This is a genomic window from Streptomyces sp. NPDC096012 (assembly GCF_040426375.1).
In the GTDB taxonomy this organism is placed as follows: Bacteria; Actinomycetota; Actinomycetes; order Streptomycetales; family Streptomycetaceae; genus Streptomyces.
The window spans coordinates 364,943-377,956 of record NZ_JBEOTD010000002.1 but is presented as its reverse complement, the minus strand read 5'-3'; the positions used below and the strand labels follow the sequence as shown (position 1 = coordinate 377,956).

Here is a 13,014-nt window from a genome sequence, read left to right as displayed (position 1 = left end):
GGGGTGAGATCCTGGATCGCGTATGTCTACGCATCCCGCCCCCGCCCTCGGCACCCTCGCCCCCCGCCTGACCGAGCTGTCACTGCGCGACGCGCAACGGCTCGGCCGGCGGCTCGAGGGCGCGCGCAAGATCCGCAAGCCGGAAGCCCGCGCCGCCGTCCTCGCCGAGATCGACGCCGAGATCGGCAAGGCCGAGGCCCGGATGGCCGAGCGGCACTCCCGCGTGCCCACGGTCACGTACCCCGAGCAGCTTCCCGTCAGCCAGAAGAAGGACGAGATCGCGGCCGCCATCCGCGATCACCAGGTCGTCATCGTCGCCGGTGAGACCGGTTCCGGAAAGACGACGCAGATCCCGAAGATCTGTCTGGAGCTGGGCCGCGGCGTCCGCGGCATGATCGGCCACACCCAGCCCCGGCGCATCGCCGCCCGCACCGTCGCCGAGCGGGTCGCGGAGGAGCTGAAGTCCCCGCTCGGCGAGGCCGTGGGCTGGAAGGTCCGCTTCACCGACCAGGTGAACCAGGACGCGACCTTCGTCAAGCTCATGACGGACGGCATCCTGCTCGCCGAGATCCAGACCGACCGCGAGCTGCGCGCCTACGACACGATCATCATCGACGAGGCCCACGAGCGGTCCCTCAACATCGACTTCCTGCTCGGCTACCTGGCCCAGCTGCTGCCGAAGCGGCCGGACCTGAAGGTCGTCATCACCTCGGCGACCATCGACCCCGAGCGCTTCTCCCGGCACTTCGGCGACGCCCCCATCGTCGAGGTCAGCGGCCGCACGTATCCGGTGGAGGTGCGCTACCGGCCGCTCCTCGAGGAGGACGAGGAAGAGGCCGACCGCGACCAGATCACCGCCATCACCGACGCCGTGGAGGAGCTGATGGGCGAGGGGAAGGGCGACATCCTCGTCTTCCTCTCCGGTGAGCGGGAGATCCGCGACACGGCCGACGCGCTGGAGAAGAAGAAGTACAGATTCACCGAGGTGCTGCCGCTGTACGCGCGGCTCTCGCACGCCGAGCAGCACCGCGTCTTCCAGCCGCACACCGGACGCAGGATCGTTCTGGCGACCAACGTCGCCGAGACCTCCCTCACCGTGCCCGGCATCAAGTACGTCATCGACCCCGGCTTCGCCCGGATCAGCCGCTACAGCCACCGCACCAAGGTCCAGCGGCTGCCCATCGAGCCCGTCTCGCAGGCCAGCGCCAACCAGCGAAAGGGCCGCTGCGGCCGTACGTCCGACGGCATCTGCATCCGGCTCTACAGCGAGGACGACTTCCTCGCCCGGCCGGAGTTCACGGACGCGGAGATCCTGCGGACGAACCTCGCCTCCGTCATCCTGCAGATGACCGCTGCCGGCCTCGGCGACATCGAGAAGTTCCCCTTCATCGATCCGCCGGACCACCGCAACATCCGCGACGGCGTGCAGCTGCTCCAGGAACTGGGCGCCCTGGACCCGGCCCAGCAGGACCCCCGCAAGCGCCTCACCGTCACCGGCCGCAAACTGGCCCAGCTGCCGGTCGACCCGCGCCTGGCCCGGATGGTGCTGGAGGCCGACAAGAACGGCTGTGTCCGCGAGGTCATGGTCATCGCCGCCGCCCTGTCCATCCAGGACCCGCGCGAGCGCCCGGCAGAGAAGCAGGCCCAGGCCGACCAGCAGCACGCCCGCTTCAAGGACGAGACCAGCGACTTCCTGGCGTACCTGAACCTGTGGCGGTACGTGCGCGAGCAGCAGAAGGAGCGCGGCTCGTCGTCCTTCCGCCGGATGTGCAAGCAGGAGTACCTGAACTTCCTGCGCATTCGCGAATGGCAGGACATCTACACCCAGCTGCGCACGGTCGCCAAGCAGATGGGCATCCACGTCGGGGAGGCCACGGCGGGCGCCGACGCCCCCGCCGACCGCATCCACGTCTCGCTGCTCGCCGGGCTCCTCTCCCACATCGGGATGAAGGACGTGAAGGACGGCAACAAGAACGAGTACCTGGGCGCCCGCAGCGCCAAGTTCGCGATCTTCCCGGGTTCGGCGCTGTTCAAGAAGCAGCCGAAGTTCGTGATGTCGGCCGAGCTGGTGGAGACCTCCCGGCTGTGGGCCCGGGTCAACGCCAGGATCGAGCCCGAGTGGGTCGAGCCGCTCGCCGGCCACCTGCTGAAGCGGACGTACAGCGAACCGCACTGGGAGAAGGACCAGGCGGCCGTGATGGCGTACGAGAAGGCCACGCTGTACGGCGTCCCGATCGTCGCCCAGCGGAAGGTGAACTACGGCCGCATCGACGCCGAGGTCAGCCGCGAGCTGTTCATCCGCAACGCGCTGGTCGAGGGCGACTGGCGCACCCACCACAAGTTCTTCGGCGACAACCGCAGGCTCCTCAGCGAGGTCGAGGAGCTGGAGCACCGCGCCCGGCGCCGGGACATCGTGGTCGACGACGAGACGCTGTTCGACTTCTACGACCAGCGGGTGCCCGAACACGTCGTCTCCGGCGCGCACTTCGACTCCTGGTGGAAGCGCAAGCGGCAGGAGCAGCCGGACCACCTGGACTTCGAGCGGGAGATGCTCATCCGGGAGTCGGCGGAGGCGGTCACCAAAGCCGACTACCCGGACACCTGGCGGCAGGGACAGCTCACGTTCCGGGTGACCTACCAGTTCGAACCGGGCGCCGACGCCGACGGCGTGACCGTGCACATCCCCCTCCAGGTCCTCAACCAGGTCACCGACGAGGGCTTCGACTGGCAGATCCCGGGCCTGCGCGAGGAGGTCGTGACGGAGCTGATCCGCACCCTCCCGAAGCCGATCCGGCGCCACTACGTGCCCGCGCCGAACTACGCGAAGGCCTTCCTGGAGCGGGCGGTGCCCCAGCAGGAGCCGCTGACGGTCACCATGGCCCGCGAGCTGAAGCGCATGGTCGGCGTGCCCTTCGAGGCGGAGGACTTCGACCGGGCCAGGCTCCCGGAGCACCTGAAGATCACCTTCAGGATCGTGGACGAGCGGCGCCGCAAGCTGGCCGAGGACAAGGATCTCGAGGCCCTGAAGCTGCGCCTGAAGCCGAAGGCGCGCCAGGCCCTCTCCCAGGCGGCGGCCGCGACCGCGTCCCGGGAGGGCGGCGAGTCCCTGGAGCGGGGCGGCCTCACCGACTGGACGATCGGCTCGCTCACCCGCGTCTTCGAGACCCGCCGGGCCGGCCAGCCGGTCAAGGCGTACCCGGCGCTGGTGGACGACGGCGACACGGTCTCCGTCCGGCTCTTCGACACGGAGGCCGAGCAGGCGGAGGCCATGTGGAAGGGCACCCGGCGGCTCATCCTGCGCAACATCCCGGTGAACCCGGCGAAGTTCGCCTCGGAGAAGCTGACGAACCAGCAGAAGCTGGCCCTGTCGGCGAACCCGCACGGCTCCATCCAGGCCCTGTTCGACGACTGCGCGATGGCCGCCGCCGACAAACTGATCGGCGACTTCGGCGGGCCGGCGTGGGACGAGGAGTCGTACCGGAAGCTGTACGACAAGGTGCGCGCGGAGATCGTGGACACGACGGTCCGCACGGTCGGCCAGGTCCAGCAGGTCCTCGCGGCCTGGCAGGCCTGTGAACGGCGCCTGAAGGGCGTGCGCAGCCCCGTGCTGCTCGCCAACCTGACGGACGTCCGCAAGCAGCTGGACGCCCTCGTGAAGCCCGGCTTCGTCACCTGGGCCGGGATACGGCGCCTGCCCGACCTCGTGCGCTACCTGGTGGCCGCCGACCGGCGCCTGCAGCAGATGCCGACGGGCGTCCAGCGGGACACCACGCGGATGGAGAAGGTCCACGAGATGCAGGACGAGTACGCCTGGCTCCTGGAACAGCTCCCCCAGGGCCGGCCGGTCCCCGCCGCGGTGCTGGAGATCCGCTGGATGATCGAGGAGCTGCGGGTCAGCTATTTCGCCCACGCGCTGGGCACCGCGTATGCCGTCTCCGACAAGCGGATCGTGAAGGCGATCGACGCCGCCGCTCCGTAACCGTCCACACACAGACGGTGAGTTCGACCAGGCGGGCACACCTCCTGTACAGTCTCTTCTCGCAGCGCAAGACACCAAGTCGAACGCCGCGAAACCTGGTCCTGTGGAGCAGTTTGGAGTGCTCGCCACCCTGTCAAGGTGGAGGCCGCGGGTTCAAATCCCGTCAGGACCGCAAGAAGACTGAGGCCCGCACCCGCAAGGGATGCGGGCCTCAGTCGTCCCACCACGACCCGCCCACACCCCCGAGGCCGCGCCCGCGGCGAAGCCGCCATCGAACACAGCACATCCCGTCAGGACCGCAAGAAAACCGAGGCCCGCACCCGCAAGGGATGCGGGCCTCAGTCGTCCCACCACGACCCGCCCACACCCCCGAGGCCGCGCCCGCGGGCGGCAACGGGCCACACCACACTCCACCAGGCCAAGGGCCCGCACCCGCAAGGGATGTGGGCCCTTCCCGTGCGCCGGCCGGCTCTCGGTAGCCGGTCCGCTCGGGGCGCTGGAAGGGTTCGCGCCCTTGACGACGTCACATTCGCTCGGTACCCAGAGTGCAGGGCCCGTTTCCCCTGTGCGGCTCCGGAGGTGACGTATGGCGGCATCGGCGAGGCACGAGACGCGAGCGCTCCTGAGGGCCCACCTGGCGGCCGCCTCGGAGTACCGGCACTTCACCCGCCACTGCCCCATCTGCCATCGCCTGCTGCGGCTGGCCATGGACACCGGGCCCCGGCCCGACGACACGAGCGACGAAGCGGAGGACGAAAGTCCCCGCAACGCGTGACGGATGTCCACGCCCGCCGCGCGGAGCGTGGGAGGCTGAGCGCGAGCGCCCAATAACCCACCGGAGCCACGGGCAACAAGCCAACCCGCGTGTGACGGGAGTCACCGCATGACTTTCGGGAAGTGCGGCACTTACCCCGGTCATACAACCGATCAATTTAATATGTGCAATTGCACCTCGTTCAGAGGTCACGCACAGCTCTTCCGACAGCCCTCCCCAGACTCCGACAAGGCCGCTCACAGAGGCACCCGCACCGCCATGACGGCCGCACAAAAAAGATCGCGCTGGACCCGGCGGAGTCCAGCGCGATCTACGACGCACCCTGTGGCGCTGCCTGAAACGTTCTCTTCGGCTTGGGCGTGGGCCCTGTTGGGGCAGGTCCCGCGTCGCTTGGAGCTAGGGTTCCGGGCGTCTCGACGGGTTGGGGGACCAGCCGTTTCGCCCGATATTCGGTTGTTCAGGCCTCGCTGCGCTGCTGCGGGATACCCGCGAGAAGAGCGCGAACCTCGGCCTCGCGGTAGCGGCGGTGCCCGCCGAGCGTACGGATGGACGTGAGCTTGCCGGCCTTCGCCCACCGCGTGACCGTCTTGGGGTCGACACGGAACATGGTGGCGACCTCAGCCGGGGTCAGCAGCGGCTCGGCATCAGGGGTGCGAGCGGTCATGAGCGGCCTCCTCGGGAGAACCGAACCTTCTCGGTTCTTTCCTCTAAATTCTGCACCTTGACCCGCGTTGCCCGAAATGGCGGACGCGAGTCGAGTCGGTTATAGGACGAACGGCTTGTCCTCGGCACTACAACTACACCATCTGTCCAGCCGCGTCGGCCAAACCGATGGAATTGCCCTCCCAGGTGTCCATCAGCGACGGATGCCGATGGACCATGCCATAGCGGACAGTCACGCCACTGTGACGATCAGTCACAGGGCGATCAGGAGGCACCAGACCCCCCAGAGCGGGGCAATGCTGAGATTTCGCCCACACCGCAACACAGTTGGGCGAACAGAATCCTCCCCGGACTCCTTGTCCTATTTTGGCACGAGGAGGGGCAAGAGGCGCAAGGGCCCAGTAAGTGCGGTCCGTCACGCTTCAGCCACCCTTGACACAAAAGCCCGGATCGGGACCAACGTCCCATCAGCTGGTGAAGTGCCCTTGACCGTACGCTGTTCGACGACATCTCAGCCGTGAGCCAGGTCACTATCCCGGCGGTTCTGTTGAAACGTCAGTTCGTCAGTTGGCCGACCGGCGGTCCCGCACCGACCGCCAGCGCTCCGCGAGCCGCCCGTAAGCCGCTCCGGCCGCCGCCGAGTCGCCCCGGCGCAGCGCCTCGATGCCGCCGGCCACGTCCGCCGCCGAGTGATCGTCCTCCAGCTCGCCGGCCGGCAGCACGTGCACCAGTCCGCCGTAGTCCAGCTCCACCAGGGAGCGCGGGTGGAACTCCTCCAGCCAGCGGCCGACGTCCACCAGGCCGTCGATCAGCGGGCTCTCCTCGACGGTGTCCCGCAGCGTCCGCAGCGCCCGTGCCACCCGGCGCCTGGCCTGCACCATGGGCGTGCGGTAGCGCAGCACTGGCGGGACCTCCGCGGTCCCCTTGTCGTACCGCCGCTCCTCGTCCGAGACCAGCACGAACCAGCTCAGCGGCACCTGCCAGGTCGCCGTGCGGATCCAGGGGCGGGCGTCGGGGTTGCGGGCGAGCCACCGCTCGTAGTCCTGGGCGGCCTGGTCGCGCACCACCGGCGGCAGCACCGCGTCCAGCACGTTCGGGGGCAGCTCCCCCTCGATCTCACCGAGGGCCTGCCAGCCGCGCAGCCGGGTGCGCCAGGGGCACACGCAGGTGACCCCGTCGATCTCCAGCACGAAGGCGTCCCCGCTCTCGTGCACCGGCACCGCGATCGGCGGCGTGGGCAGCAAGTCCGCGAGCGAGCGGCGCAGTTCGTCCTGGTAGGACGGGCGGTCGGGACGGCGGGCGTACCCCGCCCAGTGGGCGCGTTCCGGCTCCGGAAAGGCGCCCAGCGGCTCGTACACGCGCAGGTACGCGGCGTAAGGGACGACCACGGAGGACACCTTGGGCACGCCTGCTCACTCCCCATCGGAACGGGCTCGAAACCACGGCAAATCGTCCCACGGTCATGCGTGCATGAGCGGCACGCGCGAGTGATCCTGAACACTGCGCGGATGGTGGCCGGGGACAGGCTCTACGCTCATGCCAGCGCCCCCGCCGCCCTCCCTGCCACAAGCGTGGGAGGACCCCCCGGGGACCGACCCACCCGCCGCTACTTGCACAGGAGTCACCACAGTGACCGACGTAACCGGCGCACCTGCTGATGTCCTGCACACCCTGTTCCACTCGGACCAGGGCGGCCATGAGCAGGTCGTGCTCTGCCAGGACCGCGCGACCGGGCTGAAGGCCGTGATCGCCATCCACTCCACCGCCCTGGGCCCCGCCCTCGGCGGCACGCGCTTCTACCCGTACGCGACCGAGGCGGAGGCCGTCGGCGACGCGCTCAACCTCGCGCGCGGGATGTCGTACAAGAACGCCATGGCCGGACTGGACCACGGCGGTGGCAAGGCCGTGATCATCGGCGACCCGGAACGCGACAAGACCGAGGAACTGCTGCTCGCCTACGGGCGCATGGTGGCCTCCCTCGGCGGCCGCTACGTCACCGCGTGCGACGTCGGCACCTACGTCGCCGACATGGACGTGGTGGCCCGCGAGTGCCGCTGGACCACCGGCCGCTCCCCCGAGAACGGCGGCGCCGGCGACTCCTCCGTCCTCACCGCCTTCGGCGTCTACCAGGGCATGCGCGCCTCCGCCCAGCACCTGTGGGGCGACCCCCTGCTGCGGGGCCGCAGGGTCGGCATCGCCGGCGTGGGCAAGGTCGGTCACCACCTGGTCCGGCATCTGCTGGACGAGGGCGCCGAGGTCGTGATCACGGACGTGCGCGAGGACGCCGTCCGGCGCATCCTCGACCAGCACCCCGAAGTGACGGCCGTCGCCGACACCGAGGCGCTGATCCGGTCCGAGGGGCTCGACGTCTACGCCCCCTGCGCCCTCGGCGGTGCCCTGAACGATCCCACCGTGCCGGTGCTCACCGCCCGCGTGGTGTGCGGCGCGGCCAACAACCAGCTCGCCCACCCGGGCGTGGAGAAGGACCTCGCCGACCGCGGGATCCTCTACGCGCCGGACTACGTGGTGAACGCCGGCGGGGTCATCCAGGTGGCGGACGAGCTGCACGGGTTCGACTTCGACCGGTGCAAGGCGAAGGCGGCGAAGATCTTCGACACCACGCTGGCCATATTCGCACGTGCGAAGGAAGACGGGATTCCGCCGGCCGCGGCGGCCGACCGGATCGCCGAGCAGCGGATGGCCGAAGCCCGCGGCGGGCACGCGGCGCGCTGAAGCGATCGCACCCCCGAGCGGTACCCGCCGGTGGGAACTTCGAGAGAACTCTCACTTCCACCGGCGGGTCGTACCCCGATAAGTGGTTAAAATCGCCACTGACCAGCGAGGACGGGGCGCCTCGATGGTCCTGTGCACACGCGCGTGCTGCGGGCGACGTACCGTATGGGCGCGGGCTCAGGTACCGTGGAAGCCCTACGGACCGGCCTCTCCGCGGAGGGTCCGTTCCGGATCATGAACGCGTGTCAGACTCTGGGGCCATCGAGCCCCGTCACCGAGGGGGTCGAGCCATGGGGCGCGGCCGGGCCAAGGCCAAGCAGACAAAGGTCGCCCGCCAGCTGAAGTACAACAGCGGTGGGACTGACCTGTCACGTCTGGCCAGTGAACTGGGCGCATCGACTTCGAGCCAGCCGCCGAACGGCGAGCCGTTCGAGGACGATGAGGACGATGAGGACGATCTTTACTCTCGGTACGCCGACCTCTATGAGGACGACGACGAGGACGAGGACGAAAGTCCCTCACAACACCGTCGCGGCGCTTGACCTTGCACTGAGCACACAGCCGGTCGGTGGCACAGCCACCGACCGGCTTCTGTGCTGTCCGCACGGTCAGGCGGCGTAGTCCCCCACCAGCTCCGCGCCGCTCTCCTTGGCTCCCCGGTCCGTGATCTCGCCGGCCACCCAGGCCTCGACACCGCGGTCGGCCAGGGTCGCGAGGGCCACCTCGGTGGACTCCTGCGGGACGATGGCCATCATGCCGACGCCCATGTTCAGGGTCTTCTCCAGCTCCAGGCGCTCCACGTTCCCGGTCCTCCCGACCAGGTCGAAGATCGCGCCCGGAGTCCAGGTGGTCCGGTCGACCACGGCGTGCAGGCCGTCCGGGATGACCCGGGCCAGGTTGGCCGCGAGTCCGCCGCCGGTGATGTGGCTGAAGGCGTGCACCTCGGCCGTGTGGGTCAGCGCCAGGCAGTCCAGCGAGTAGATCTTCGTGGGCTCCAGCAGTTCCTCGCCGAGGGTGCGGCCCAGCTCCGCGATCTCCGTCTCCAGGGCGAGGCCGGCACGGTCCAGCAGCACGTGGCGGACCAGGGAGTACCCGTTGGAGTGAAGACCGGAGGCCGCCATGGCGATCACCGCGTCACCCTTGCGGATGCGATCCGCGCCCAGCAGCCGGTCGGCCTCCACGACACCGGTACCGGCGCCTGCCACGTCGAAGTCGTCCTCGCCCAGCAGGCCGGGGTGCTCGGCGGTCTCACCGCCCACCAGGGCGCAGCCGGCCAGCACACAGCCCTCCGCGATGCCCTTGACGATGGCCGCGACGCGCTCGGGGTGGACCTTGCCGACGCAGATGTAGTCCGTCATGAACAGCGGCTCGGCACCGCACACCACGATGTCGTCCATGACCATGGCGACCAGGTCGTGGCCGATGGTGTCGTAGACGCCCATCCGGCGGGCGACGTCGACCTTGGTGCCGACGCCGTCCGTGGCGGAGGCGAGCAGCGGGCGCTCGTAGCGCTTGAGGGCGGAGGCGTCGAAGAGCCCGGCGAAGCCGCCGAGGCCGCCCAGGACCTCGGGCCGCCGGGTCTTCTTCACCCACTCCTTCATCAGCTCGACGGCGCGGTCGCCCGCCTCGATGTCGACACCCGCGCTCGCGTAGCTGGCACCCGTACCCGTGTGCGGGGCACGCTGATCAAAACCGGCAGAAGACATGACCTTGAGAACTTTCGTGTCGTACCGCGTGAACAGCGGGAATTACGGGCGACGGATCGCGTCGGCGGCGGCCGTCGCGGCGGGCCCGGCGGCCAGCTCGGTCTCCAGCAGCTGCTTGCCGAGCAGCTCGGGGTCCGGCAGCTCCATCGGGTACTCGCCGTCGAAGCAGGCGCGGCACAGGTTCGGCTTGGCGATCGTGGTCGCCTCGATCATGCCGTCGATGGAGATGTAGGCCAGGGAGTCGGCGCCGAGGCTCGTGCCGATCTCCTCGATGGTCATCCCGTTGGCGATCAGCTCCGCGCGGGTGGCGAAGTCGATGCCGAAGAAGCAGGGCCACTTCACGGGCGGGGAGGAGATCCGGATGTGCACCTCGGCGGCGCCCGCCTCGCGGAGCATGCGCACCAGGGCCCGCTGGGTGTTGCCGCGGACGATCGAGTCGTCCACGACGACCAGGCGCTTGCCCTTGATGACTTCCTTCAGCGGGTTCAGCTTCAGGCGGATGCCCAGCTGCCGGATGGTCTGCGAGGGCTGGATGAAGGTGCGGCCCACGTAGGCGTTCTTCACCAGGCCCGCGCCGAAGGGGATGCCGGACGCCTCCGCGTAGCCGATGGCGGCCGGCGTGCCGGACTCCGGGGTCGCTATGACCAGGTCGGCCTCGACGGGGGCTTCCTTGGCCAGGCGGCGGCCCATCTCCACGCGGGAGAGGTACACGTTGCGGCCGGCGATGTCGGTGTCCGGACGGGCCAGGTACACGTACTCGAAGACGCAGCCCTTGGGCTTCGCTTCCGCGAATCGCGAGGTGCGCAGCCCGTTCTCGTCGACGGCGATGAACTCGCCCGGCTCGATCTCACGGACGTAGGCGGCGCCGCAGATGTCGAGGGCGGCGGACTCGGAGGCGACCACCCAGCCGCGCTCCAGCCGGCCGAGGACCAGCGGGCGGATGCCCTGCGGGTCGCGGGCGGCGTAGAGGGTGCCCTCGTCCATGAAGACGAGGGAGAAGGCGCCCTTCACCTTCGGGAGCACCGCGTGCGCGGCCGACTCGATGGTCAGCGGCTTGCCGTCCTCGTCGACCTGGGCGGCCAGCAGCGCCGTCAGCAGGTCGGTGTCGTTGGTGGCCGCGACCCTGGTGGAACGGCTGTTGTTGTCGTTCGGCAGTTCGGCGACCATCTCGGCGAGCTGCGCCGTGTTGACCAGGTTGCCGTTGTGGCCGAGCGCGATCGAGCCGTGCGCGGTGGCACGGAACGTCGGCTGGGCGTTCTCCCATACGGAGGCGCCGGTCGTCGAGTAGCGGGCGTGTCCGACCGCGATGTGGCCCTGGAGCGAGCCGAGGGAAGTCTCGTCGAAGACCTGGGAGACCAGGCCCATGTCCTTGAAGACGAGGATCTGGGAGCCGTTGCTGACCGCGATTCCCGCGGATTCCTGACCCCGGTGCTGGAGGGCGTAGAGCCCGAAGTACGTGAGCTTTGCGACCTCTTCACCCGGAGCCCAGACGCCGAAGACGCCGCAAGCGTCCTGGGGGCCCTTTTCGCCGGGAAGCAGATCGTGATTGAGTCGACCGTCACCACGTGGCACGCCACCGAGTGTAGGCGAGGTCGTCCACTGGTCCGAATTGGGGATGCGCGCCGGTGCCGCGCCAGGTTTAGCCGATCACCTTGTCGGATTCCGCGTTTTCCCTGGTCAGCGCGGCAGGTTGGCCGCTACACCCGGCGTCCGGGCCCTCGGGGCGGGGTGCCCTGGGTCCGGTCTGCCGGATACCTGAGTGAGGTGTCGCACATCAATCGGGTGCGCGGCTGAGGTGGACGCGGTCACCGTCGCCGTCGGTGAGGGTCAGCTTCGCCTTGTCGGCCTTGGCGACGAGCGTGCCGGTGGTCAGGATCCGGGCGAGGGTGCGCTCGAAGTCCATCCGGTCCGGCGCGCAGGCCATCCTGGTCGTCCGCAGGGCACCGAAGGTGATCCGGTCGCCGTGCACGGTGGCCCGGGCGCTGAACTGGTTGCAGCCGAGATTCCCGGCCGCCCTGCCGTCCTCGTCGATGCGCAGGCGGGCGGTGGCGGGGGCGTGCCGGGTGGTACCGCCGGCGGTGACGTCGTCGACCCGCCAGTCGATCCCGGTCACCGACTGCTGGACGCTCACCGCACCACTCTCCGCCTTCCCACTGCCACAGGCCACCGCGAACGGGACGAGCACGGCGGCCACCACCAGGGTCATGCGCTGCTTGTACCGGTTCATACGGGTTCGACGGACCGGCGGTACGACCGGTTCCGCTACGCCATCAGCGGCAGCAGATCCCCGATGTCCGCCCGCTCCCCGCTCGCGCTGAGCTTCGCCTGCGCCACGGCGTCCTTCCAGGCCACCCGGCCGGTGGCGAGCCGCACCCAGGTCAGCGGGTCGGTCTCCACGACGTTGGGCGGGGTGCCGCGGGTGTGCCGGGGCCCCTCGACGCACTGCACGACGGCGTACGGCGGCACGCGCACCTCGGTGGAGCCGCCGGGCGCCTTCACGGCGAGGGCGTCGGCGAGCAGCCGGGTGGCGGCGGCCAGGGCCTGGCGGTCGTACGGGACCTCCAGCCCCTCGACGGCGGCGTTCAGATCGTCGGTGTGGACGACGAGTTCGACGGTCCGGGTGACGAGGTAGTCGTCCAGCGGCAGCGCCCCCGCGTTGGTCTCAAGCAGCCGGCCGCCGGGGTGCTCGGTGAGCAGCGCGCGCAGGCCGGCCTCGACGTCGGCGAGGTAGGCGGTGAGGTCGGAGCGGCCGGCGGCGAGGTCCCGGGTGAACTCGTCGATGGCGGCCGCGGCGGCGGCGGTGGCGAAGGGCCACTCGGCCACCGTGACGTCCTGCCGGGGCGGGGCCGGACGGTCCAGTGCGCGGTGGACGGCGGTGAGCGCCATGCCGAAGTGCGCGATCAGTTCCTGGACGGTCCAGTCGCCGAGCCGGGTGGGCAGCGCGAGCTGCTCGGGGGTGAGGCCGCGGACGGCCTCCCGGACGTTTCCGAACTGGGCGAGGACCGCGGCGCGGGTCCTGGCGGGGTCGTAGCTGCGGGCACGCTTCTTGGCCGGTGGCATGAGAACGACCTTATGCCCGCAGGGGGGGTCCTTCACCGGCTGGTCCGCGGACCGCGTCGGGGCGGGGCAACGGCCCGCGCCCCAGACCGCGTTCGCCG

Annotated in this window: 10 protein-coding genes and 1 tRNA gene; 5 read left to right on the top strand and 6 right to left on the bottom strand. The window is 69.9% G+C overall.

Annotation, left to right across the window (positions count from 1 at the left end; all coding sequences use genetic code 11):
• Positions 1–22 precede the first annotated feature (22 nt).
• The 3 genes from hrpA to ABVB68_RS04110 all read left to right on the top strand — a co-directional run bounded on the left by hrpA (position 23) and on the right by ABVB68_RS04110 (position 4,754).
• On the top strand, positions 23–3,979 hold the full coding sequence (hrpA, locus tag ABVB68_RS04120) for an ATP-dependent RNA helicase HrpA (protein WP_353599438.1): 3,957 nt from the start codon (positions 23–25) through the stop codon (positions 3,977–3,979).
• A gap of 97 nt (positions 3,980–4,076) precedes the next feature.
• Positions 4,077–4,151 (top strand) — tRNA-Asp (locus ABVB68_RS04115).
• A 414-nt stretch (positions 4,152–4,565) separates the two neighbouring features.
• A complete protein-coding gene (locus tag ABVB68_RS04110) occupies positions 4,566–4,754 on the top strand; it encodes a DUF6274 family protein (protein WP_353599437.1) in 189 nt (62 codons plus the stop codon).
• A 457-nt stretch (positions 4,755–5,211) separates the two neighbouring features.
• Here the strand turns inward: ABVB68_RS04110 and bldC are convergent, their stop codons facing one another.
• Both bldC and ABVB68_RS04100 read right to left on the bottom strand, forming a co-directional pair.
• Positions 5,212–5,418, bottom strand: coding sequence for a developmental transcriptional regulator BldC (bldC, locus tag ABVB68_RS04105; RefSeq protein WP_003949541.1), 207 nt, complete (start codon positions 5,416–5,418; stop codon positions 5,212–5,214).
• 562 nt (positions 5,419–5,980) lie between these two features.
• A complete protein-coding gene (locus tag ABVB68_RS04100) occupies positions 5,981–6,823 on the bottom strand; it encodes a DUF8083 family protein (RefSeq protein ID WP_353599436.1) in 843 nt (280 codons plus the stop codon).
• Positions 6,824–7,046: 223 nt separating this feature from the next.
• On the opposite strand from ABVB68_RS04100, the gene ABVB68_RS04095 reads away from it, so the two are divergent.
• Together ABVB68_RS04095 and ABVB68_RS04090 are read left to right on the top strand one after the other, a co-directional pair.
• Positions 7,047–8,150 (top strand): Leu/Phe/Val dehydrogenase, encoded by a 1,104-nt coding sequence (locus tag ABVB68_RS04095; protein ID WP_353599435.1) that lies wholly within the window; start codon positions 7,047–7,049, stop codon positions 8,148–8,150.
• 290 nt (positions 8,151–8,440) lie between these two features.
• Positions 8,441–8,692 (top strand): DUF3073 domain-containing protein, encoded by a 252-nt coding sequence (locus ABVB68_RS04090; protein WP_353599434.1) that lies wholly within the window; start codon positions 8,441–8,443, stop codon positions 8,690–8,692.
• A 66-nt stretch (positions 8,693–8,758) separates the two neighbouring features.
• Here the strand turns inward: ABVB68_RS04090 and purM are convergent, their stop codons facing one another.
• The 4 genes from purM to ABVB68_RS04070 form a co-directional block, all read right to left on the bottom strand.
• Positions 8,759–9,856 (bottom strand): phosphoribosylformylglycinamidine cyclo-ligase, encoded by a 1,098-nt coding sequence (gene purM, locus ABVB68_RS04085; protein WP_353599433.1) that lies wholly within the window; start codon positions 9,854–9,856, stop codon positions 8,759–8,761.
• 42 nt (positions 9,857–9,898) lie between these two features.
• Entirely contained in the window at positions 9,899–11,428 is a 1,530-nt protein-coding gene (purF, locus tag ABVB68_RS04080) for an amidophosphoribosyltransferase (protein WP_353599432.1), read from the bottom strand.
• Between the two features lie 202 nt (positions 11,429–11,630).
• Positions 11,631–12,083 carry an META domain-containing protein gene (locus ABVB68_RS04075; RefSeq protein ID WP_353599431.1) on the bottom strand — a complete coding sequence of 151 codons (453 nt, stop codon included), beginning with the start codon at positions 12,081–12,083 and terminating at the stop codon, positions 11,631–11,633.
• Positions 12,084–12,118: 35 nt separating this feature from the next.
• Entirely contained in the window at positions 12,119–12,916 is a 798-nt protein-coding gene (locus ABVB68_RS04070; RefSeq protein ID WP_353599430.1) for a maleylpyruvate isomerase family mycothiol-dependent enzyme, read from the bottom strand.
• Positions 12,917–13,014 lie beyond the last annotated feature (98 nt).

Bases quoted from the DNA above. Each gene is read 5' to 3' on its own strand.
- hrpA (WP_353599438.1), top strand. From the start codon at position 23: ATGTCTACGCATCCCGCCCCCGCCCTCGGCACCCTCGCCCCCCGCCTG.
- ABVB68_RS04110 (WP_353599437.1), top strand. From the start codon at position 4,566: ATGGCGGCATCGGCGAGGCACGAGACGCGAGCGCTCCTGAGGGCCCAC.
- bldC (WP_003949541.1), bottom strand. From the start codon at position 5,418: ATGACCGCTCGCACCCCTGATGCCGAGCCGCTGCTGACCCCGGCTGAG.
- ABVB68_RS04090 (WP_353599434.1), top strand. From the start codon at position 8,441: ATGGGGCGCGGCCGGGCCAAGGCCAAGCAGACAAAGGTCGCCCGCCAG.
- purM (WP_353599433.1), bottom strand. From the start codon at position 9,856: ATGTCTTCTGCCGGTTTTGATCAGCGTGCCCCGCACACGGGTACGGGT.
- ABVB68_RS04075 (WP_353599431.1), bottom strand. From the start codon at position 12,083: ATGAACCGGTACAAGCAGCGCATGACCCTGGTGGTGGCCGCCGTGCTC.
- ABVB68_RS04070 (WP_353599430.1), bottom strand. From the start codon at position 12,916: ATGCCACCGGCCAAGAAGCGTGCCCGCAGCTACGACCCCGCCAGGACC.